The organism is Amycolatopsis taiwanensis DSM 45107, assembly GCF_000519205.1.
Classification (GTDB): domain Bacteria; phylum Actinomycetota; class Actinomycetes; order Mycobacteriales; family Pseudonocardiaceae; genus Amycolatopsis_E; species Amycolatopsis_E taiwanensis.
In genome coordinates this window covers 1-20,685 of record NZ_JAFB01000052.1, presented here as the reverse complement: position 1 = coordinate 20,685, position 20,685 = coordinate 1, and the positions used below count along the sequence as shown (strand labels likewise).

The window sequence follows — 20,685 nt, the reverse complement described above, 5'->3', positions numbered from 1 at the left end:
TGTCCCACGTTCCGGCCGTGTGTGTCCCCCACTCCCGTTGTGCGTGTCCCACGTTCCGACCGTGCGTGTTCCATGTTCCGGTCTACCGGAGTGCGGAACTCGCGCTGCGGGAGTGTGGGACTCGCGCTGCGGGAGTGTGGGACTCGCGCTGCGGGAGTGTGGGACTCGCGCTGCGGGAGTGTGGGACTCGCGCTGCGGGAGTGTGGGACTCGCGCTGCGGGAGTGTGGGACTCGCGCTGCGGGAGTGTGGGACTCGCGCTACCGGAGTGTGGGCTTCGCCTGGTGGTGCTCCAGGCGCCAGAACGGGGACACCGGGCCGATCCCGGCACCGAGCGGGTAGCCCTCGGCGACCGAGCGCTCGATGAAGCGCTTCCCCTCGGCCACCGCGTCCGGCACGCCGAGCTCGTGAGCCAGCGACGCGGTGATGGCCGAGGCGAGGGTGTCGCCCCCGCCGTGGGTGTGCTTCGTCGGGTACCGGTGGCCGGACAACTCGATGTACTGGACGCCGTCGGAGAGCAGGTCCACACAGTCCGGGTCCTCCTCCAGATGGCCGCCCTTGACCAGCACCCACTGCGACCCGAACTCCAGCAGCACGTCCGCGGCGTGCCGCTGGCTCTCCCGGTCGGTCACGTCGACCCCGGTGAGCAGCCGCACCTCGTCGAGGTTCGGCGTGATCAGCGTGGCGCGCGGGAACAGTTCGGTGCGGATCGCCTCGAGCGCCTCCTCGCGCAGCAACGCGTCGCCGTGCATCGAAGCGGCCACCGGGTCCACCACGAACGGCACGTTGGTGCTCCGTCCGATGTGGACCTCGTCGAGGGTCTTGGCCACCTCCCGGATGATCTCGGCGGTGGCCAGCATCCCGGTTTTCGCCGCGTTCACCCCCATGTCGGTGGCCACGGCCTTGATCTGCGCGGTGACCACCTCCGGCGGGATCTCGGTGAACCCCTGCACCCCCAACGAGTTCTGCACGGTGACCGCGGTGATCGCGGTCATGCCGTGCACACCGCAGGCGAAGAAGGTCCGCAGGTCCGCCTGGATTCCGGCGCCACCGCCGGAATCCGAGCCGGCGATGGTGAGCGCGGTGCGCGGAGTGGGAGTCATGCTTGTTCCTTCGCGATCTGACACAGGGACACAGAGTTACTCACGATTCGGCCAACGGGAGATACACCTCGTTACCATGTTCGCTGAATTCCCGGGACTTCTCCTGCATGCCCGCTTCGATGGCCTCCACAGTAGACAGTCCGTGCTCCTCGGCGTACTTGCGGACATCCTGCGTGATCCGCATCGAGCAGAACTTCGGCCCGCACATGGAGCAGAAGTGCGCCGTCTTCGCCGGTTCCGCGGGCAGCGTCTCGTCGTGGAAGGAGCGCGCGGTGTCCGGGTCCAGCGCCAGGTTGAACTGGTCGTTCCAGCGGAATTCGAAGCGCGCCTTGGACAGCTGGTCGTCCCACTCCTGCGCGTAGGGGTGGCCCTTCGCGAGATCGGCGCTGTGCGCGGCGATCTTGTAGGTGATCACGCCGGTCTTCACGTCGTCCCGGTCGGGCAGGCCGAGATGCTCCTTCGGCGTGACGTAACACAGCATCGCCGTGCCGTACCAGCCGATCTGCGCCGCGCCGATGGCCGAGGTGATGTGGTCGTAGCCGGGGGCGACGTCCGTCGCGAGCGGACCGAGCGTGTAGAAGGGCGCCTCGTCGCAGAGCTTCTCTTCCAGCTCCACGTTCTCCTTGATCTTGTGCATGGGGATGTGGCCGGGCCCCTCGATCATCACCTGCACGTCGTGCTCCCGGGCGATCCGGGTCAGCTCGCCCAGGGTCTCCAGCTCGGCGAACTGGGCCCGGTCGTTGGCGTCGGCGATCGACCCCGGTCGCAGGCCGTCGCCGAGGGAGAACGTGACGTCGTAGCGCCGCAGGATCTCGCAGAGTTCCGCGAAATGCGTGTACAGGAAGGATTCCTGGTGGTGCGCCAGACACCAGGCCGCCATGATCGAGCCGCCCCGCGACACGATCCCGGTCACCCGGTTCGCGGTGAGCGGCACGTACCGCAGCAGCACTCCGGCGTGCACGGTCATGTAGTCCACACCCTGCTCGCACTGCTCGATCACGGTGTCCCGGTAGACCTCCCAGGAGAGGCTTGCCGGGTCCCCGTTGACCTTCTCCAGCGCCTGGTAGATCGGCACGGTGCCGACCGGGACCGGGGAGTTGCGCACGATCCACTCCCGGGTCTGGTGAATGCGCTTTCCGGTGGAGAGATCCATGATGGTGTCGGCGCCCCAGCGGGTCGCCCACACCATCTTGTCGACCTCTTCCTCGACCGAGGACCACACGGCCGAGTTGCCCATGTTCGCGTTGACCTTCACCAGGAAGTTCTTACCGATGATCATGGGTTCGCTCTCGGGATGCCGCCGGTTGGCCGGGATCACCGCGCGCCCGCGCGCCACCTCGTCGCGGACGAACTCCGGGCTCACCCGCTCGCGGGCAGCCACGAACTCCATCTCGCGGGTGATCACGCCGGCTTTGGCCCAGCCGAGCTGCGTGTTGTGCGCCCGGCCGTCGGACCAGCCGCGGCGGAGCGGATGAAGTCCACTGTGGACGTCGATGGAGGCGGTCGGGTCGGTGTACGGGCCCGAGGTGTCGTAGACGTCGAAATGATCTCCGTTGGACAGCTCGATGCGCCGGGCGGGTACCTGCAGCCCGGACTCGGTTTGGTGATAGACCTTGCGGGAACCGGTGATCGGGCCGGTGGTCACTCGCGGCTGAACATCGTTTTCCAACGTGGTCAACAAAATCACTCCCTACGCCGGCATTACCCGGTCAGGTTCTGCGGTCGGTGGCACCGGGTCCGCCAGATCGGACACAGCCACCCTCTCAGCCCGCCAAGGCGCGAGCTCCCGCGATTTGCGTTCGCCTCGACCATGCCATGCCGGGCAGCGGAGCTCAAGTACGGCGGGTGGATCTCACCGCGATGGCCCTGTCCGTAACGGAAGAACGGAAGCTCGTGACGGCCGGGAGCGCGCTCCCGGCCGTCACTTGTGACACGGCGCTACCCGATCACCTCGAAGCCCTCGGCGAGGGCGTCGAGCAGTTCGGCGTCCTCATCCTGTGGGGGCTCCGGGCGGGCTGCACCCGGTCGGCCACGTCACGGGCGCTGCGTCCCGGCGTCACCGGGTTGCGGAACACGGTCGCCGTGTGCCGGCGGTCGGCCGGGTCGTTGAAGCGCGCGGTCTCCCACGGGCTGTTCTTGAGGTTCGGTGGCCGGACCTCCCAGCCCGACGGAATCCGTACCGCATAACCGAAATCCGGCTTTTCGACGCGCTGCCATTCGATCGGCTGCATCGGGTTCTCCTTGGCTTCCCAGCGCCGGAGGTGCCTGCGGGCAGCCGTGTAGGACTCACCAGTGCGGCGGGCGCGTTCGCGGACCCGCCGCTTCAAGTTTCTTGTTCGCTGTCATCAGGCCCCTCGGCATCACGAACTCGACCCCCGGCGAACGAGCCCATGACAGGCGGATGACCAGCGATCCGAGGAGAGCGTCCCCTTTGCCTCCACCGAGCGGCCCTGCCGTGGAGGGCCGAAGGAGGTTGGGCGGTTAATCGAACGCCTTGGTCAGCAAGGGTCAGCCACGAGTCACCTGTCAACCGTCGAGGTCGGTGGGCAGGGCGATGACGTCGACCATCGCGCCGTTGCGCAGCACCGTCACCGGCAGGCGGGTGCCGATCACCTCGCCGAACAGTTGCCGCTGGATGTCCTGGGCGTCGGAGACCCGCTCCCGGCCCACGGTCAGGACGAGATCGCCCGCGTGCAGCCCGGCGCGGTCCGCCGGACCACCCGTCACCACCTCGACCACGCGCAGCCCGGCCCGCTGGCCGGTGTGCTCGGCAAGCTCTTCGGGCAGCGGCGCCGGCACGCCGACGACGCCGAGGTAGGCCCGGCGTACCCGGCCCTCGACGAGCAGTGTGTCGATGATCCGGCGGGTGGTCGCGTTGATCGGCACCGCGAGGCCGAGCCCGAACCCGGCGACCGCGGTGTTGACCCCCACCACACGGCCCGTCGAGTCGGCCAGCGCGCCCCCGGAGTTGCCCGGGTTGAGCGCGGCATCGGTCTGGATCACGTTCTCGATCACTCGGCCGGCGCGTGCGGTGCGCACCGGCAGGGACCGGCCGAGCGCGCTGACCACGCCCGCGGTGACCGAGCCGGCGAGCCCGAGCGGGCTGCCGATGGCCACCACGAGTTGCCCGACGACGAGTTTGTCCGCGTCACCGAGCCGGACCGGCGACGGCGACTCTCCGCGGGTTCGCAGCACCGCGAGGTCGGACAGCGGATCCGTGCCGATCACGTCGAACGGCTGCTCGTCGCCGTCGGAAAAGGTCGCCTTGCCCTTTCGGTCACGGCCGACCACGTGCGCGTTGGTGATGAGGTAGCCGTCTTCGGCGAACACCACGGCCGAGCCGCCGCCGCGCGCCAGTTGCACGCTGGCCACGTGCGGTGTCACCTCCGCGGCCACCGTGGTAACCGCCTGCGAGTAGGCGTCGAATGCTTCGGAATCCATCGCGGCACCGTCCCGATTACACCGTTACAACCAGTGTGCGCCGAGTACGGCCCCCCACGCCCCCTGTTCACCACAGGCGAAACACCCGCGCTGTGTCCCCGCCCCAGGCACGCGTGTCCCCGCCCCAGGCGTCCGAGTTCCGGCTTCAGGTGCGTGTGTCCCCGCTCCAGGCACCCGAGTTCCGGCTCCAGGCGTCCGAGTTCCCGCCCCAGGCGCGTGTGTTCCCGTCTCAGGTGTCCGAGTTCCCTCCCCAGGCGCGCGTGTCCCCGGCTCAGGTGTCCGAGTTCTGGCTTGGGGAGACGGGATTACCGCAGCCGCGTTGCGGGACGCGCCGCTAGTCTTGCGCGGGCTTTTCCTTCGGCGGCAGCCACGACAGCCCGGGCACGCCCCACTTGTTGTGCTTGAGCATTCGCTTCGCCTCGCGCGCGTGCCGGCCGACCAGGCGGTCCAGATAGATGTAGCCGTCCAGGTGGTCGGTCTCGTGCTGGAGGCAGCGGGCGAAGTAGCCGGTGCCTTCGACCTCGATCGGATTGCCCTCGATGTCGTAGCCGGTCACCTTGGCCCAGCTCGCGCGCCCGGTGGGGTAGGACTCGCCGGGCGCGGACAGGCAGCCCTCCCAGTCGTCGTCCGGGTCCGGTATGGTCTCCGGGATCTCCGAGGTCTCCAGCTTCGGGTTCACCACCACGCCCTTGAAGCGGTTCCCCTCGTCGTCGGGGCAGTCGTAAACGAACACCCGCAGCGCGACGCCGATCTGGTTCGCCGCCAGCCCGACCCCCTCGGCGGCATACATCGTCTCGAACATGTCGTCGATCAGCGTCCGGAGCTCGTCGTCGAACCGGTCCACCTCGCGCGTGGGGTGGTGCAGCACGGGGTCACCGGCGATGCAGATGGGGCGAATCGTCACAACCTGGGATGGTACCGAGCGGAACACCGTGACGCGCCGGGCCGTGATCCCACCACGGCCGGCCGGGCCCGTGGTTGAATGACGCCCGCGAACGATACCGCGTTTTCGGGGCGAGAAGCTGAGGGAGTCGGATGGAAGCCGCGGAGAGCCTGCCGCCGGACGGCGAGGCGGCGCCCGAGGTGACCACGGTGCCTTCCGGGGCACCCGCGGGGGAGCAGGCGTCGCTCGACGACCTTTCCCCGCGCGAGCGCGAGATTCTCGACTTCGAGCGCCGTTGGTGGCGCTACGCGGGCGCCAAGGAACAGGCGATCCGCGAACAGTTCGGCCTGTCCGCGACGCGGTACTACCAGTTGCTCAACCGCCTACTCGAAAAGCCGGCGGCGCTGCGTGCCGATCCGATGCTGGTCAAGCGGTTGCACAAGACGCGCTCGACACGGTCACGCAAGCGGATCGCTCGACGCCTGGGGATCGAGGCACAATGACGTTCTTGAAGGGACTGTCCCGGCCGGTCCGGCTGGCCGGCTTCGCACTGATCGGGGTGGCGCTGGTCGCGTTGGTGATCGGCACGATGACCGCGATGAACGGCGGGTCGAGCCAGACCGCGGCACCGCCTGCTTCCGACACCACCCAGCCGAGCACGGGCAGTGAGCTCCCGCCCACATCGTCCCCGGCGCCCGCGTCGCCTCCCGCGAACGGCGCCACCTCCCCGGCCGGTCCGCCCACGCAACCGCCGGCCCAGTCGGCACCCGCGAACCCGGGGGCCGACCAGGAGCAGGCCAAGTGGGTTCCGGTGCGCGTCTACAACAACAGCACCATCACGGGGCTGGCCGCCCGAGCGGCGGACAACTTCCGGAGCGACGGCTGGAACGTCGCCGAGTCCGGCAACTACCCGTACGGGATCATCCCGCACTCGACGGCCTACTTCACCCCCGGCACGGACGAGGAGACCGCGGCGAAGGCGCTGGCGGCGGCGTTCGGTTTGCGGGCCGAACCGCGCTTCGAAGGCATCGAGAACTCCAGCCCGGGCGTCATCGTCATCGTCACCAACGACTTCCAGGGCAAGGGCAAGGACTGAGGGTCCGCCGGAAGCTCACTCACCGGGAGTTGGCGTAGCTTTCCAGGGCGGCCAGTTGCACGGGGTCGAGTGACGGGCGGACGGTGTCGCGTGCCTTGGCCAGGTGGGCCGCGGTGACCTCGGTGGCCGCCAGCGATTCGCGCATGGCGGTGAGTGCGGCCTCGCGGATGAGCGCCGCGCAGTCCGCCGCCGAGTATCCCTCCAATGCGGACGCCACCTCGACCAGGTCCACATCGGACGCGAGCGGGGTGTTCCTGGCGCTGGCCCGCAGGATTTCCGCGCGGGCGTCGGCGTCCGGCGGCGGCACGTAGACCAGGCGCTCCAGCCGCCCCGGCCGCAGCAGCGCCGGGTCGACGAGTTCCGGACGGTTGGTGGCGCCCAGGACGACCACGTCGCGCATCGGCTCGACCCCGTCGAGCTCCGTGAGCAGGGCGGCGACCACCCGGTCGGACACGCCGGAGTCGCTGGACTGGCCGCGGCGCGGCGCGAGCGCATCGATCTCGTCCAGGAAGATCAGGGCGGGCGCGGCGTCGGCGGCACGCCGGAACAGCTCACGCACCGCGCGCTCGGACTCGCCGACGAACTTGTCCATCAGTTCGGCGCCCTTGACCGCGAACACGTTCAGCGCGCCGGTGCCGGCCAGCGCGCGCACCAGGAACGTCTTGCCGCCGCCGGGCGGGCCGTAGAGCAGGACGCCCCGGGGCGGCGCGACTCCCAGGCGGGCGAACGAGTCCGGGTAGCGCAGTGGCCACAGGACCGCCTCCGTTAGCGACTGCTTGACGTCGGCCATGTCGCCAACGTCGTCCAGGCGGAGCCCGCCGGTGGCCAGGTTGTCCGAAGTGGACATCGAGATCGGGCGGACGGACTCCAGTGCGTCCAGCAGATCCTGGTGGGAGATCCGCGGTTCGTCCGCGTCCCGCTGGCGTAGCGCGGCCCGCACGGCCGCGTCGCGGCGCAGCGCGAGCAGGTCCGCGGCGACGAAGCCGGGTGTGCGGGCGGCGATCGCGGCCTCATCCACTGTGGACTCCAGCGGCACGTCGCGCAGCAGCACGCGGAGCAGTTCGGTGCGGACCCGGGCGTCGGGCAACGGGATCGTCAGCTCGCGGTCGAGCAGGTCGGCGGAGCGCAGCCGGGGGTCGCACGCCTCCGGGTGCGCGGTGGTCGCGATCAGCGCGCACCCGGGCTCGGCCAATGCTTCCCGCAACTCGTCCAGCACGACGGTCGCCACCGGGGGTGGCTGCGTGGCCGGAAGCAGGGTGTCGATGTCGGTGAGCAACACGACCGTGGGGTTCTCCCCAGCGGCCTGGCGAAGGGCCTCGCGCAGCCGGGTCACCGCCGCATTCGGCTCCAGCACGGCGATGTTCGGTGCGGCCAGGCTGATCACGCGGACCTTCTCCGCGCCCGCGACGGCTCGCACGAGCGACGCCTTGCCGACCCCTTCGGGGCCGGACAGCAGCACCCCGAGATGGGCCGGCGCACCGAGACGGGCGAGCAGTTCGGGCCGGTGGAACGTGAGATCGAACCACTCGGTCAGCCTGCGCGCGGGTATTTCCGCGCCGACCAGGTCGGTCACCGGCACGACGGGCTGCGCCACCTCGGGCGCCGGTTGTTTCCGGCCCGGCTCGGCGACGATCTCCGCGTCGAGGTAGTCGTCCACAGTGGACACCGTGGGAGCGGCCGCGGCGCGGGTGGCGGCGTCCCGCCAGGTGACCACGGTGGACGGTCCGACGGTGACCACGCCGGCGGGCTCGGTCGCGGTGACGGTGAGCAGTTCGCTGGTCCAGGTCGCGCCGATGGCCCGGGACAGCTGCCCCCGCACCGACGCCACGTCCGAGCCGGGCGGCGGCGCCAGGTCCTGTGGCAGCAGGGACACCGCGTCCCCGACGGTGAGCACCTTGCCGATCAGTGCGAGCCGAAGCGTGTCCGGCGAGACCGCGGCGCTCGCCAGTCGTGACCCGGCGACCGTGACGCTGCGGGCCGCGGCGACCCTGGCCGGGGCGATGACCACCTCCGCGCCCTCGGTGAGCCCCAGGTTCGACATCGTGACGTCGTCGGCCAGCACCACACCGGGCATTCCGCCGGCGGCGGCCGGTGCGGCCAGCGCGGCGCTCACCCGCGCGCCGGTCAGGTGCACCGCGTCCCAGGCACGCAGTCCCAGGGCGTCGAGCACCTCGGGGTGCATCCGCACGATGCCGCGCCGGGTGTCGAGCGCGGACGGGGTGTGCCGGATGGTCAGCGTGATCTGTGGCGAGCTCACGTGCTCACTTTAGGGGTGAGACGCGTCCCGCACCCCGGCGGCTGGACACCACAAAGTACTCACGGGCGGCGCTGATGGGGCTCAACCGCGGTGGACGGCCAGGGCTTCTTCTGGGAGCAGTGGTCCGATGGACTCGATGCGTTGGGATGCCTTGGCGAAGACCTCTGCCGCCGATAGCGCCAGTACCGGCCTTGATGTGCCGCGGAAGGCTGCGAGGCGGGTGCCGTCCAGTGCGAAGACGAGGCGGCCGAGGCCCGACCAGACCATCGCGCCCGAGCACATCGCGCAGTTCTCGCAACTGGTGTACATCGTGGTGGCCGCACTGAGGTCCGGGCTGAGGTTCCGGCCCGCCCACACGGCCAGTTTCAGTTCGGGGTGTGCGCTGATGTCCCGGTCGGTGACCACGGTGTTGACCGCCTCGGCGAGCACTTCGCCGTCGGGCCCGACCAGCAGCGACCCGAACGGCTCGTCGCCGTGATCACGCGCCTGCGCGCTCAGCTCGATAGCGCGTCGCAGATGGCGCAGGTCATCCTCGGCAGTCGGCATATCGATGTCCTCCTCTGTCTGCGGTTTCCTCGCCCGAGGATGCCTCACGGCACGGGCGGCAGCGGCTTCGACGGATCGGCCAGCCAGGAACCAGCCCGGGCGTGCGCCCACTCGGGTAGCTGACCGCTGAGGTCGGCGAGCGTGACCGCGCGCAGCGAATCCCGCCAAGCCCGGTCCGCGTCGAGCATGATCCGCGCCACCGGACACGGCCCCGTGCACCGGTCGGGTGGCAGCGCGCAGGCGCCGCGCTGCCGGATCTCGGTGCACACGAACGACGGCGCAGAGCCTTCGATCGCCTCGACGACGTCCAGCACGGTGATCTGCTCGGGGGCGCGCGCCAACCGGAAACCGCCGCGCGGGCCCGAGGCGGCGACCAGCACGCCTGCCTGCACCAGCGATTTCAGGTGCTTGGCGAGGTATGCCTCGGGGAGGCCGTAGTACCCGGCCAGGGTCCGGCGGGACGCCAAGATCCCGTCTTCGGCGTCCGCGAGCGTCACGGCGCAGTGCAGCGCCCATTCCACGCCCTGCGACAGCTTCATGCTCGGCAGCCTACTTCATAGATATTGGATATCCATGATAACTATATTGATGTTCGAGTGGCCGACCCGAGGAGCCGACATGGCGCTAGCCGATCCGCAGACCCAGCCCATGGACCATCCACCTACGGCACGGCAGTGGTTCGTCCTGTTCGTGGCCCTGGCCGGCACGTTCATGGCGATGTTCGACCTGTTCGTGGTCAACATCGCCGTTCCCGCACTGCGCGCCGACCTGCGCGCGGGTGACGCTGCCGTGGAACTCGTCGTCTCCGGCTACGCCTTCGCCTATGCCGCCGGGCTGGTCACCGGCGGGCGGCTCGGCGATCGGTTCGGCTACCGGCGGACCTTCGCGCTCGGCATGGCGGCCTTCACGGTCGCCTCGCTGCTGTGCGGGATAGCTGCGACGCCCGGCCAGCTCATCGCAGCGCGGCTGCTCCAAGGGCTCGCGGCCGCGGCGATGGCTCCGCAGGTGCTCTCGCTGATCACGGTGACGTTCCCGGCCACCCACCGCGGCCGCGCGACCGCCTGGTTCGGCGTGGTGAGCGGACTCGGTGCCCTGGCCGGGCAGATCCTCGGCGGACTGTTGCTGGAAGCCTTCGGTTGGCGGGCGATCTTCCTGGTCAATGTCCCGTTCGGACTGATCGCCGCGGTGCTGGCGGTGCGCTGGCTGCCCGCAGGCGGCGGCCGGATGGCGCGGTTCGACCCGATCGGCGCGCTGGCGGTGTCGCTGACCCTGGCGCTGGTGCTCGTGCCCTTGGCGACCGGACGCGAAGCGGGCTGGCCCTGGTGGACCTGGGCATGCCTGATCGCAGCCATGCCGCTGGGTTTGCTGACCCTGCGCGTCCAACTGACCCTCGCCCGGCGCGGCGGGGAACCGATCATCGACCCGGAGCTTTTCCGGCACCGCCGGTACCTGATGCTGCTCGTCGCGGGTGGCCTGTTCCAGCTCTATTTCGGCGCCCTCATGTTCACGATGACCCTGCTGTTGCAAGGGAAGCTGGGCGGCAGCCCGGTAGCGACGGCGCTGGTGTTCCTACCGCAGGGAGTGCTGTTCACGGTCGGATCGATGCTCAGTGGACGGCTCGTCGCCAGGTACGGACCTGCGGTGATGCTGACCGGCGGAGGCTTGGTGATCGCCGGATTGCTGGCGATCACCGGGGTACTCGGGGCCACCGGAGGCGACCTGCCGAACTGGTGGTTGGCGGCACCGTTGGCGTTCGTCGGACTGGGCAACGGTTTCCTGCTCCCGCCGATCCTCGGTGCGGCGCTCGCCCACGTCCGCGCAGACCAGGCCGGTGCGGCAGCCGGCACCCTGACGACCACGCTGCAGTTCGCGAACTCGCTTGGCGTCACCCTGCTCGGCACGCTCTTCTTCAGCCTGGCCGGACCCCGGCTGACCGCGGCCGACACCGCGACGGAAGTCGCGTGCGCGATCTACGTCGCCCTCGTCGCCGCGGTGTTCGCGCTGATCAAGTCCGCGTCGCGGAACTCAACCGAATAGCCCTGGCCGGCGGGATTGTCCTCGGTCAGGGTCTGTCCTGATTGGACTGTGAACCCGCTGAGCGAGGAAATCCGGTGGAACCCTTCGGTCGGCCGTCTGGGGCCTCGCGCAGTCCGAGCCGGTGCCACGCGTAGGCCGGGATGGCCGCGGCCAGCCAGGCGGGTAGGCCGGGGTCCACCTGCTCGGCCATCGAGCGCTGCTGGGGGTCGGTCAGATACAACCGCCCCAGGGCCGCATACGCCTCGGGCGTGGGCTGCCAGTACCTGCGGACGGACTCGTAGTGTTCGGCGACCGCGTCCAGCGCGGCGGGCTCCTCGGGGGAGGTCCTGCTCCGCATGGCCTTGGCCAGCCGCCGGAAGAGGGCGGTTCCCTGGGCCGCGGCATGCTCGTAGTCCGCGGCGGTGAGGTCGCCCTGGGCCGCGGTGGCCGCATCGAAGGCGGCCAGGCCGGCCGGGCCGAAGGACGTGGCCAGGGTGTGCCGCATGGTGGCCTGGTCCTGGCGAAGACCGGTGAAAAACCGTTCCGGATCCTGGATCCGGGCCGCGTCCAGGTCGCCGATGGTCTCCTGGACGGTGGTGATGATCTCGTCGAGGCGGCGACGCTCGTCTTCCAGTTGCCTCAGATGCCCGCGCAGGGCAGCGGCCTCGTCGGCCTGCTCCTCCAGGATCTGTCCGATCTGCGCCAACCCGAGCCCGAGGCGGCGCAGCACCAGGATGCGTTGCAGGCGCAGCAGTTCCGCCCTGCCGTACCAGCGGTACCCGTTGGAGGTGACCGTACTGGGGGCAAGCAGACCGATCGCGTCGTAGTGGCGCAGCATCCGCGCCGACACGCCGGATGCCTTGGCGACCTGGCTGATGGAAAACCGCACACCGGGATCCTACGAGCTTGACCTTCACATCATGTCAACTTTTAGCGTTGCGACCATGGCAATCACAATCACCGGGGTTCACGTCTTCGACGGCCAACGCCTGACCGGGCACACCGCCGTGCGCCTGGCCGGCGGCCTGATCGAGGCGGTCGGTGGCCCCGAGCTACTGCAGGCCGGTGACGAGCGCGTGGACGGGCACGGCGGCACCCTGCTGCCAGGGCTCATCGACGCGCACATCCACCTGCTGCCCGGCGCACCTCGCCAGGCCCTGTCCTTCGGAGTCACCACGGTGCTGGACATGTTCAGCAAGCCCGACACCGTGAGCCGGGCCGTGGCAGAGGGCGCCGAGCCGGACGCCGCCGACGTGCGATCTTCCAGCGTCGGCGCGACCGCGCCCGGCGGGCATCCGTCCATGATGTACGCGCCCTTCCCGTACGTGACCGGACCGCAGGACGCGAAAGCGTTCGTGGCTGACCGCCTCGCCGAGGGGGCCCATCACCTGAAGGTCCTCTACGACGACGGCGCGGGCGGCGGTCCGATGCGCATGCCGTCGCTGGACGTTCCGACGGTCGCCGCGCTCGTCGACGCCGCGCACCAGGCGGGTCTGCTGGTGGTGGCACATGTCACCACCGCGAGTGCGGCCATCGACCTGCTGCCCACCGGCGTGGATGTCCTGGCCCACGTGCCTTTCGACCCGCTCGCCGAGGCCCAGGTCGAGGCCATCGCGGAGGCGGGTGTCGCGGTCATCGCCACGCTGTCGGTGGCCGACGGGTTTCCCGCTGACGGCGGCGGGATGCCGCTGCTGGCCGAGCCCGAGTTGGCTCGGCGGCTGGGCCCGGCCTGGTCCGGAGTCATCCAGCGGCAGGCGCAACGCTGGCTCCCGCCGCAACTGCCGGATTTCGCGGCGGCAGCCGTCAACATCGGCCTGCTGCACGACGCCGGGGTGCCGCTGCTGGCCGGCACGGACGCGCCCAACCCGGGAACGGTGCATGGCGCCAGCGTGCACCGCGAACTCCAGCGCCTGGTCGCTGCCGGTCTGCCTCCCGGCCACGCCCTGACGGCGGCCACCGCGCGTACCGCCGATGTGTTCGGCCTTGCCGACCGTGGCCGCATCCGCCCCGGACTACGTGCGGACGTGGTCCTGGTCGACGGGACACCCGACCAGCGCATCGCCGACACCCAGCGCGTCACGGCCGTGTGGAAGCAGGGCATTCGCGCGGATCTGGACGCCTACCTCGGATCGGCGGACGAGCGCGCCGGGCTGGCTGCCCTGCGCGCGCAGACCGACAAGGTCGTCGCCGCGGTCCGCGACCGGCTTCCGCAGTTCGCCCGCGGAGGCGACGACCAGCGGCCTTGAGGGACCGCGCAAGTTCATAAGCGGCGAGCCGCTTGCGCTAAGGCAAGCAGCTCGCGCCGCCACAGGTTCTGAGACTGGCCGTCCTGAACCGGGAACTCGTCGTCCTGGACCGGGAACTCGTCGTCCTGGACCGGGGACACGCCGAGGCCGTGGTGTGTCCCCGGTCCAGGCGGGTGTGTTCCGGGTTCGGGCGGGTGTGTTGCGGGTTCGGGCGGGTGTGTTCCGGGCGTTGAGGGGTGGGAGACGGCTGGGGGCTTCTGCCGATGTCAGCGCCGACGTGGTGAATCGGCAGCCGCTGACTACCGTTTGCCGCGTTGGCGTAGGCCTATGCGGCGCCAGCTGCGCCGGCGGGCGCGCTCCTGGCTGTCCGGCGGGAAGGTGCGGACACCGCGCACGACGTGCTCCTGGCGCGGCAGGTGGGTGCCGCGCCGTACGCCCCCCGCGACCCGCGGGAACCGCGGGCGCCGCAACCGGATCCGCAGCGTGCTGCGCGCCCGCCGGATGGCCCGCCGTTCGGCCATCGGCACGTGCCAGGCCTCCGGGTGGTTGGCCAGCCAGTGGTACCGGCGCACCGAGAACGGGATGTGCACCAGGTACAGCACCAGCGCGATGGCCAGCGCGACGAACGGGTACTGGATGATCGCCGCGGCCAGCAGGCAGACGACGACCAGCAGCGGGGCCGCGGCCTTGGCCGGCGCCCGGACGGTCTTGAGCGACAGCGTCGGGATGCGGCTGATCAGCAGCAGCGCGATGGCGATCGTCCACGGCCACACCGCCGGCCGGGTGGACCACCAGCCGTCGCCGAACTGGATGGTGATGATCAGCGGCAGCAGCGCCAGCAGGCCGCCGGCCGGTGCCGGGACGCCCACGAAGAACTCGTTGGCGTACGGCGGTTTTTCGACGTCCAGCAGCGTGTTGAAGCGGGCCAGCCGGAGCACCATGCAGACCGCGAAGACCAGCGAGGTGATCCAGCCGAAGCCCTGGATGTCGGGCTGCCAGAGGTAGAGCACCAGCGCCGGCGCCACGCCGAAGGAGATCGCGTCGGACAGGGAATCCAGCTCGGCGCCCATCTTCGAGGTGGCGTCGAGCAGCCGGGCGATGCGCCCGTCGAGGCTGTCCAGCACCGCGGCCACGCCGATCGCACCGATCGCGAGCGTCCAGTCGTGGTGCAGCGCGAACTGGACCGCGGACAGCCCCGCGCACAGGGCCAGCACGGTGATCGCGTTGGGCAGCAGGCGGATGTTGGGGGTCATGGCGCGAACCATGGGTCAGTCCTTACTGCTCGGAAGCTCGGCGAGCGGGGTTTCGCCACCGATCGTGCGCTGCCCCTTGGACACCAGGACCCGGCTGCCCGGGGGGAGGTAGAGGTCGACGCGGGAACCGAAGCGGATCAGGCCGTAGGTCTGGCCGGCGGAGACCTTGTCGCCCTCGGCGACCTGGCAGACGATGCGGCGTGCCACCAGGCCCGCGATCTGCACGACGACGAGTTCGTGACCGTCCGGGGTGCGCAGCAGCACCGAGTTGCGCTCGTTGTCGTCGCTGGCCTTGTCCAGATCCGCGGACAGGAACTTGCCCGGCCGGTAGGCGATGCGCTCGATCACGCCGGCCGCCGGGACGCGCTGGACGTGCACGTCGAACACCGACAGGAAGACGCTGACCCGCATGCGCGGTTCGGCCGGGAGGCCGAGTTCGGGTGGCGGCGATGCCTCCTCGATGAGGGACACCAGGCCGTCCGCGGCCGCGATCGCCAGCCCGTCCCTGGTGGGCGGCACTCTGCGGGGTTCGCGGAAGAACGCGGCCGTGGCGAGGGTGGTCAGCCCGGCGAGGGTGCCCAGCGGTTTGGACAGCCGCCGCAGCAGGACGGTCGCGACCACGCCACCGGCCACGAACGGCCGGCCTGCGGGGTGCATGGGTGGGAGGGTTTCGCGGGCCAGGCGCAGCGCGTGCGTGATCGGATTGCTCGCGTGCGCCGCCGGGTTGGGGCTCATCTGGTCGGTTTCCCGTGATCTCGGTGTGACCTGTTCCGGGTAATCACGCTACCGCCAGGCCCGGCCCGCCGAGGGCCGCGTCCTGGATTGTGGTCGCCGCCCGCCACCGCGTACGCGTGGGGTGAGGAGTCCGGGCGGATGCGTCCCCCGACGACACATCCGCCCGGCACCGGGCGAATGCCGCAAAAACCCCGAGAGTGTAGCTCTCAAAGGGAAGTCTATGACCCTTCGTGAGAAAAAAGTTACCAATCGTCACGTTATCGAGGTGTGTGGCGGTTGGAGCCGGACACCAGCCGCAGGAAGCCCAGCAGCAGAACGGCGCCGAGCACCGCCACCCCGAAGCTCGGCAAGTCGAAGTCGAACGACCGGGTCTGGCCGGTCGCCACCCGGTAGATGAACCCCCCGAGCGCGGCACCGAGCACGCCGACCAGCACGCTCAGCAGGCAACCGAGGCGCCGCCGTCCTTGCCCGCCGACGAGGACGTTGGCCACCCAGCCCGCCAGCGCCCCGAACACGATCCACGCGAAGATGCTCATGTGGCCAGGTTATTGCCGCCGGCCACGACTGTGTTGCTCAGAACGTTTGAATGGCGCTCTCATAGCAGCCAGACCTCGACTTCGCTGCCCTCGGGTGCCTCGGTGACGTCTTCCGGGAGCACGATCAGGCAGTTCGCCTGGGTGAACGCGGCGAGCAGGTGCGAGCCGGGTCCACCGCGCGGGCCGACCTCGCCGGTCACCTCGCCCTCCTTTTGCCAGTAGTAGCCGCGACGGAACTGGCGGCGGCCCTGCGGTGAGGAGAGCCCTTCGGTGAGCCGTGCGCGGACCCGCCGCCGGTCCACCTCCGGGTGCCCGAGCGCGGTGAGCAGCGCGGGCCGCAGGAAGACCTCGAAGGACACCAGCACGCTCACCGGGTTGCCCGGCAGTGTCACCACGGGGATCCCGTTCCACCGGCCGTTGCCCTGCGGACCACCCGGCTGCATGGCCACCTTGGTGAAGTTCACCCCGAGCCCGCTCAGCGCGTCCTTGACGACCTCGTAGGCGCCGGCGCTCACCCCGCCCGAGGTCACCAGCAGGTCGAACTCGCCGAGGCGCGGCTCGATCTCCCAGCGGAACGAGGTCACGTCGTCGATGCTGAAAGCGATTTCCGCCTCGCAGCCCAGCGCGCGGATCGCGGCCGCGAGCATCACGCTGTTGGACTCGTAGATCTGGCCGGAGCGCAGCTTGCGGGGTGGTATGACCAGTTCCGACCCGGTGGACACGACCAGCACCCGCAGCGGCCGGTGCACCCGCAGCTGGTCCATCCCGACCGCGGAGGCCAGCCCGAGCTGGGCCGGGCCCAGCACCGTCCCGGCCGGCAGCCCGACCGTGCCCTGCAACACGTCCTCACCGGCGCGCCGGATGTGCGTGCCGGGCGCGGAGGCACGCTCGATGCGCACCATCCCGGGGGTGCCGGCGCCGCGGTCGGTGTGTTCCACCATCACCACGGCGTCGGCCCCGACGGGCATCGGGGCGCCGGTCATGATCCGGTGCGCGGTGCCCGGCCGCAGTTCGGGCACGTCCGTCCGGCCGGCCGGGATGTCCTCGGTGACCGGCAGCTCCACCGGGTGGGCCGGGTCGGCTCCGGCCACGTCGGCCGAGCGGACGGCGTAGCCGTCCATCGCCGAGTTGTCGAACGGCGGCAGCGAAACGCCGGCCCGCAGGTCCTCGGCGAGCACGAGACCCGCGCAGTCGGCGAGCGGGCGGCTGGCCGGAGCGGACCTCCCCAGTAGTTCGGTGACCGTGGCACGGTATTCGTCGACGGATATCACCGGACCATCCTCCCCCGCGCCAGGCCACATGCGACACTCTCCCCGCTCGGGACGCTGTCTCGAATGCGGACGCGGGGAGGTTTGGGTGCAGGTCAAGACCCGGCACACGCCGAGCTTCGGCGTGGCGCGCGTGATCCTGGCGCCCGGCGAGGCGGTGCAGGCGGCCGATGACGCGATGATCGCGAGCAGCTTCGGTTTCATCGAGGTGCCGGCGGCGCGCGGTGGCGCGCGCGGCCACGGCCGGAGTGGGCCGTCGGTGTTCACCGCGCCGGCCAAGGGCGGCTGGATCGACCTCGCCCCGGCCGGGCCCGGCGACGTCTACCCGCTGGAGTTCACCGGCCGGAGCGGGTGGTGTGTGGCCAAGCACGCGGTGCTGGCCCGTCCGTCCTCCGTGCGCGTCGACGCCGGCTGGACGGGCCTGCAGACGCTGTTCGGCAGCGACGCCGGATTCCTGGAGCACTACAGCGGCACCGGCCCGCTGGTGCTCGCCTGTGCGGGGCCGGTGGACCAGCTCAACCTCGAACCCGGCGAGCTGATCACGGTGCGGCCGGGATTCCTGCTGGCCTATCCCGACACCCAGCAGGTGCGCCTGCGCGCGGTGGACCCGTCCGGCCCTCAATCGATTCGGACGGGCGAAGGGCTGGCGCTGGACTTCGCCGGTCCGGGGATGATTCTGGTGCAGGCTCGTAAATCTCGGAATTAGGCATTGATCGTGCGCGGTATTCCGGTAGCGTGATCGCATTCGGGAGCCGGATCGGCACGGACTCCCAGTGTTCTTCGGTCGCAAGGAGGACGCCGTGGCAGTAGGCACGGTCAAGTGGTTCAATTCCGAAAAAGGTTACGGGTTCATCGCGTCTCCGGACGGCCCGGATGTTTTCGTGCATTACTCAGCCATTCAGTCGGACGGATTCCGTACCCTCGACGAGGGCGACAAGGTGGAGTTCGAGATCCAGGCCGGCCGGGACGGCCGCAGCCAGGCGGCGGACGTGCGCAAGCTCTGACTTCCACCGCGCGCGACTCCAGGCGCTTCACGCCACTGACCGGATCCGGGACGCTAGGCTGCGCTGTGTGACAGGCGATGTGCCGGGGGACCTCACCGGTCGCCGGCTGGGCAACTACCGCATAGACGGGGTGCTCGGCAAGGGCGGCATGAGCGTGATGTATCGCGCCACCGACGTCCGGCTCGGGCGCAAAGTGGCGCTGAAGGTGATCGGTGAGCACCTCGGGGCCGACGCCGAGTTCCGCGAGCGGTTCGTCGACGAGGCCCGCAACACCTCCGCCATCGACCACGCCAACGTCGTGCCCCTGTACGACTTCGGCGAGATCGACGGCATGCACTACATCGCCATGCGCCTGGTGGACGGTGCCGACCTGGCGAGCCTGATCGCGGACGGGCCCGTCTCGCCGGACCGCACGCTGAAGCTGCTCGACCAGGTCGCCGACGCGCTGGACAGCCTGCACAGCCGGGGCCTGGTGCACCTGGACGTCAAACCGGCCAACGTGTTGGTGACCAGCCGCGAGTCGGCCCGGGAGCACGTCTACGTGGCGGACTTCGGGTTGACCAGACGGGGTGCCACCGGGCATCGCACCCGCGGCGGCGACTTCCTGGGCTCGCCCACCTACGCCGCGCCCGAGCACCTGCGCGGCGAACCGCTGGACGGGCGCACGGACCAGTACGCGCTGGCGTGCGTGCTCTTCGCGTGCCTCACCGGCAACCCGCCGTTCCAGGGCGACGTGCCGGCCGTGATCAAGGGGCACCTGGCCGGTGAGCCGCCGTCGGTGTCGCGGTCGGTCGGCCTGCCACCTGCCATCGACGACGTGATCCGGCGCGGGATGGCGAAGAACCCGACCGACCGCTACGACAACTGCGTCGAGTTGATCTCCGAGGCGCGCAAGGCCCTCGGCACGGGCGCGACCGCGGAACTGGATCGTCCAGGATTACCGGCGGCAGCCGGCCCATCGAGGGGAGAGGGCGCTGGGATGCAACCCTATCCACCGCAGCAGCCACAACCCGGCCAGCCACCGCAGCCGCAACCGGGCCAGCCGCAACCGCCGCAACCGGGCTGGGGCCGGCAACCGGGCTACGGCTACCCGCAGCCGGGCGCTGCCCAGCAGCCCTACCCGGGGCAGCCCTACCCGGGACAGAGTCATCCGGGGCAGCAGCAGCCGTACGGCCCACCCGCCGGCTTCCCGCAGCAGCCCCAACCGCCCCACCAGCCCTACGGCACGCCGCCGTCCGGCAGCCAGCCACCGTTCGCCGCGCCCGGTTACCGGCCGCCCGGGTTCCCGCCGCCACCACCGCCGAAGCGAAGCGGCGGGCTCATGTGGCTGTGGATCTCGCTCGGCGTGCTGGTGGTCGCCGGTGGCGTGGTCATCGCGATCATCCTGGCCAACAGCGGCGGCTCGTCGTCTCCGCCGTCGCCCGCGCCCGAGATCCCGGTCGGGCCGACCGATGGCGCGACCGCCACGCAGCCCTCGTCGTCCTCCGGAAACCAGTCGCCGCCGACCTCGGTGTCCATCAGGCCGTCCTCGTGACGAACCGGTGTCGGGCGGCCTACCCCGCCCTGACCTGGGGCGATGCGCACGCGGGGTGACGCTGGCTTGCACTCTTCGGTGGAGAGTGCTAAACACGGCTTTGGCACTCGGCGTTGTTGAGTGCCAGGTGGGCGGTCGCCGATCGCTCGCCTGTAGGTCGGGACGGTGAGGCCACGTCCGGGGCATCCCGGCGAGGTCGTCCGTCGCGGGCACCGAGCCTGGCCGAAGGAAATGTCCTGCTGCCGGCCCCAATGCGGCCAAGCAGCGCCCAATACCGGAGGACAACACCGAAATGGCCAAACTGATTGCGTTCGACGAGGACGCCCGCCGTGGTCTTGAGCGCGGCCTGAACACCCTCGCCGAAGCCGTCAAGGTGACGCTTGGCCCCCGTGGCCGCAATGTCGTGCTCGAGAAGAAGTGGGGCGCGCCGACCATCACCAATGATGGTGTTTCCATTGCCAAGGAGATCGAGCTCGAGGACCCGTGGGAGAAGATCGGGGCCGAGCTGGTCAAGGAAGTTGCCAAGAAGACCGATGATGTAGCCGGTGACGGCACGACCACGGCGACTGTGCTGGCTCAGGCGCTGGTGCGTGAGGGTCTGCGTAACGTGGCTGCGGGTGCCGACCCGATCAGCCTCAAGCGTGGGATCGAGACCGCTGTCGAGGCGGTTGTGGAGCAGTTGCACAAGGCTGCCAAGGAGGTCGAGACCAAGGAGCAGATCGCGGCTACGGCCTCGATCTCGGCCGCGGACCGCACCATCGGTGAGCTG

21 protein-coding genes are annotated in these 20,685 nt (G+C 70.4%); 8 read left to right on the top strand and 13 right to left on the bottom strand.

Features of this window, described 5'->3' with window-relative positions; genetic code table 11:
* Window positions 1-258: 258 nt before the first annotated feature.
* The 5 genes from thiD to A3CU_RS0132280 all read right to left on the bottom strand — a co-directional run bounded on the left by thiD (window position 259) and on the right by A3CU_RS0132280 (window position 5,446).
* A complete protein-coding gene (gene thiD / locus A3CU_RS0132305) occupies window positions 259-1,101 on the bottom strand; it encodes a bifunctional hydroxymethylpyrimidine kinase/phosphomethylpyrimidine kinase (protein WP_027945737.1) in 843 nt (280 codons plus the stop codon).
* Window positions 1,102-1,141: 40 nt separating this feature from the next.
* Window positions 1,142-2,779, bottom strand: a complete 1,638-nt coding sequence (gene thiC / locus A3CU_RS0132300; RefSeq protein WP_027945736.1) for a phosphomethylpyrimidine synthase ThiC — start codon at window positions 2,777-2,779, stop codon at window positions 1,142-1,144.
* Window positions 2,780-3,047: 268 nt separating this feature from the next.
* Entirely contained in the window at window positions 3,048-3,332 is a 285-nt protein-coding gene (locus A3CU_RS52965; protein WP_169739723.1) for a hypothetical protein, read from the bottom strand.
* Between the two features lie 295 nt (window positions 3,333-3,627).
* On the bottom strand, window positions 3,628-4,542 hold the full coding sequence (locus tag A3CU_RS0132290; protein ID WP_027945734.1) for a S1C family serine protease: 915 nt from the start codon (window positions 4,540-4,542) through the stop codon (window positions 3,628-3,630).
* 334 nt (window positions 4,543-4,876) lie between these two features.
* Window positions 4,877-5,446, bottom strand: coding sequence for a peptide deformylase (locus A3CU_RS0132280; RefSeq protein WP_027945732.1), 570 nt, complete (start codon window positions 5,444-5,446; stop codon window positions 4,877-4,879).
* A 131-nt stretch (window positions 5,447-5,577) separates the two neighbouring features.
* Here A3CU_RS0132280 and A3CU_RS0132275 point away from each other — a divergent pair, with 131 nt between their 5' ends.
* A complete protein-coding gene (locus A3CU_RS0132275; RefSeq protein WP_027945731.1) occupies window positions 5,578-5,928 on the top strand; it encodes a DUF3263 domain-containing protein in 351 nt (116 codons plus the stop codon).
* Complete coding sequence (locus A3CU_RS0132270; RefSeq protein ID WP_027945730.1) at window positions 5,925-6,521, top strand: LytR C-terminal domain-containing protein; 597 nt, start codon at window positions 5,925-5,927, stop codon at window positions 6,519-6,521. Before A3CU_RS0132275 ends, A3CU_RS0132270 begins: the two co-directional genes overlap by 4 nt.
* 19 nt (window positions 6,522-6,540) lie before the next feature.
* On the opposite strand, the gene A3CU_RS0132265 is transcribed toward A3CU_RS0132270, so the two are convergent.
* From A3CU_RS0132265 to A3CU_RS0132255, 3 genes are all read right to left on the bottom strand, one after another.
* Entirely contained in the window at window positions 6,541-8,778 is a 2,238-nt protein-coding gene (locus A3CU_RS0132265; protein ID WP_027945729.1) for an AAA family ATPase, read from the bottom strand.
* A gap of 81 nt (window positions 8,779-8,859) precedes the next feature.
* The gene (locus tag A3CU_RS0132260) at window positions 8,860-9,324 is read right to left on the bottom strand and encodes a nucleoside deaminase (RefSeq protein WP_027945728.1); all 465 of its coding nucleotides are present in this window, start codon (window positions 9,322-9,324) and stop codon (window positions 8,860-8,862) included.
* A gap of 44 nt (window positions 9,325-9,368) precedes the next feature.
* Window positions 9,369-9,863: an RrF2 family transcriptional regulator gene (locus tag A3CU_RS0132255; RefSeq protein ID WP_027945727.1), complete on the bottom strand. Its 495-nt coding sequence runs from the start codon at window positions 9,861-9,863 to the stop codon at window positions 9,369-9,371.
* A gap of 79 nt (window positions 9,864-9,942) precedes the next feature.
* Here A3CU_RS0132255 and A3CU_RS0132250 point away from each other — a divergent pair, with 79 nt between their 5' ends.
* Complete coding sequence (locus A3CU_RS0132250; protein WP_052372546.1) at window positions 9,943-11,361, top strand: MFS transporter; 1,419 nt, start codon at window positions 9,943-9,945, stop codon at window positions 11,359-11,361.
* Window positions 11,362-11,386: 25 nt separating this feature from the next.
* Here A3CU_RS0132250 and A3CU_RS47820 read toward each other — a convergent pair whose 3' ends face one another.
* Complete coding sequence (locus A3CU_RS47820) at window positions 11,387-12,229, bottom strand: MerR family transcriptional regulator (protein ID WP_084144065.1); 843 nt, start codon at window positions 12,227-12,229, stop codon at window positions 11,387-11,389.
* Window positions 12,230-12,284: 55 nt separating this feature from the next.
* Here A3CU_RS47820 and A3CU_RS47815 point away from each other — a divergent pair, with 55 nt between their 5' ends.
* The gene (locus A3CU_RS47815) at window positions 12,285-13,586 is read left to right on the top strand and encodes an amidohydrolase family protein (protein ID WP_245617449.1); all 1,302 of its coding nucleotides are present in this window, start codon (window positions 12,285-12,287) and stop codon (window positions 13,584-13,586) included.
* A 299-nt stretch (window positions 13,587-13,885) separates the two neighbouring features.
* Here A3CU_RS47815 and pssA read toward each other — a convergent pair whose 3' ends face one another.
* The 4 genes from pssA to moeA form a co-directional block, all read right to left on the bottom strand.
* Window positions 13,886-14,851, bottom strand: a complete 966-nt coding sequence (pssA, locus tag A3CU_RS0132230) for a CDP-diacylglycerol--serine O-phosphatidyltransferase (RefSeq protein WP_027945725.1) — start codon at window positions 14,849-14,851, stop codon at window positions 13,886-13,888.
* A gap of 3 nt (window positions 14,852-14,854) precedes the next feature.
* Window positions 14,855-15,574 (bottom strand): phosphatidylserine decarboxylase, encoded by a 720-nt coding sequence (locus tag A3CU_RS0132225; protein ID WP_027945724.1) that lies wholly within the window; start codon window positions 15,572-15,574, stop codon window positions 14,855-14,857.
* Window positions 15,575-15,831: 257 nt separating this feature from the next.
* Window positions 15,832-16,110, bottom strand: a complete 279-nt coding sequence (locus tag A3CU_RS0132220; protein ID WP_027945723.1) for a GlsB/YeaQ/YmgE family stress response membrane protein — start codon at window positions 16,108-16,110, stop codon at window positions 15,832-15,834.
* Window positions 16,111-16,169: 59 nt separating this feature from the next.
* Window positions 16,170-17,381 (bottom strand): molybdopterin molybdotransferase MoeA, encoded by a 1,212-nt coding sequence (moeA, locus tag A3CU_RS0132215; protein WP_027945722.1) that lies wholly within the window; start codon window positions 17,379-17,381, stop codon window positions 16,170-16,172.
* Window positions 17,382-17,466: 85 nt separating this feature from the next.
* On the opposite strand from moeA, the gene A3CU_RS0132210 reads away from it, so the two are divergent.
* The 4 genes from A3CU_RS0132210 to A3CU_RS47810 form a co-directional block, all read left to right on the top strand.
* On the top strand, window positions 17,467-18,084 hold the full coding sequence (locus A3CU_RS0132210; RefSeq protein WP_027945721.1) for an AIM24 family protein: 618 nt from the start codon (window positions 17,467-17,469) through the stop codon (window positions 18,082-18,084).
* Window positions 18,085-18,178: 94 nt separating this feature from the next.
* A complete protein-coding gene (locus tag A3CU_RS0132205) occupies window positions 18,179-18,382 on the top strand; it encodes a cold-shock protein (RefSeq protein ID WP_027945720.1) in 204 nt (67 codons plus the stop codon).
* A gap of 67 nt (window positions 18,383-18,449) precedes the next feature.
* Entirely contained in the window at window positions 18,450-19,916 is a 1,467-nt protein-coding gene (locus A3CU_RS0132200; protein WP_027945719.1) for a serine/threonine-protein kinase, read from the top strand.
* Between the two features lie 292 nt (window positions 19,917-20,208).
* Window positions 20,209-20,685 (top strand): TCP-1/cpn60 chaperonin family protein (locus A3CU_RS47810; protein ID WP_027940897.1); only part of this gene is annotated, 477 nt, incomplete at its 3' end.

Bases quoted from the DNA above. Each gene is read 5' to 3' on its own strand.
- thiD (WP_027945737.1), bottom strand. From the start codon at position 1,101: ATGACTCCCACTCCGCGCACCGCGCTCACCATCGCCGGCTCGGATTCC.
- A3CU_RS52965 (WP_169739723.1), bottom strand. From the start codon at position 3,332: ATGCAGCCGATCGAATGGCAGCGCGTCGAAAAGCCGGATTTCGGTTAT.
- A3CU_RS0132290 (WP_027945734.1), bottom strand. From the start codon at position 4,542: ATGGATTCCGAAGCATTCGACGCCTACTCGCAGGCGGTTACCACGGTG.
- A3CU_RS0132275 (WP_027945731.1), top strand. From the start codon at position 5,578: ATGGAAGCCGCGGAGAGCCTGCCGCCGGACGGCGAGGCGGCGCCCGAG.
- A3CU_RS0132270 (WP_027945730.1), top strand. From the start codon at position 5,925: ATGACGTTCTTGAAGGGACTGTCCCGGCCGGTCCGGCTGGCCGGCTTC.
- A3CU_RS0132260 (WP_027945728.1), bottom strand. From the start codon at position 9,324: ATGCCGACTGCCGAGGATGACCTGCGCCATCTGCGACGCGCTATCGAG.
- A3CU_RS0132255 (WP_027945727.1), bottom strand. From the start codon at position 9,863: ATGAAGCTGTCGCAGGGCGTGGAATGGGCGCTGCACTGCGCCGTGACG.
- A3CU_RS0132250 (WP_052372546.1), top strand. From the start codon at position 9,943: ATGGCGCTAGCCGATCCGCAGACCCAGCCCATGGACCATCCACCTACG.
- A3CU_RS47815 (WP_245617449.1), top strand. From the start codon at position 12,285: ATGGCAATCACAATCACCGGGGTTCACGTCTTCGACGGCCAACGCCTG.
- pssA (WP_027945725.1), bottom strand. From the start codon at position 14,851: ATGGTTCGCGCCATGACCCCCAACATCCGCCTGCTGCCCAACGCGATC.
- A3CU_RS0132225 (WP_027945724.1), bottom strand. From the start codon at position 15,574: ATGAGCCCCAACCCGGCGGCGCACGCGAGCAATCCGATCACGCACGCG.
- A3CU_RS0132220 (WP_027945723.1), bottom strand. From the start codon at position 16,110: ATGAGCATCTTCGCGTGGATCGTGTTCGGGGCGCTGGCGGGCTGGGTG.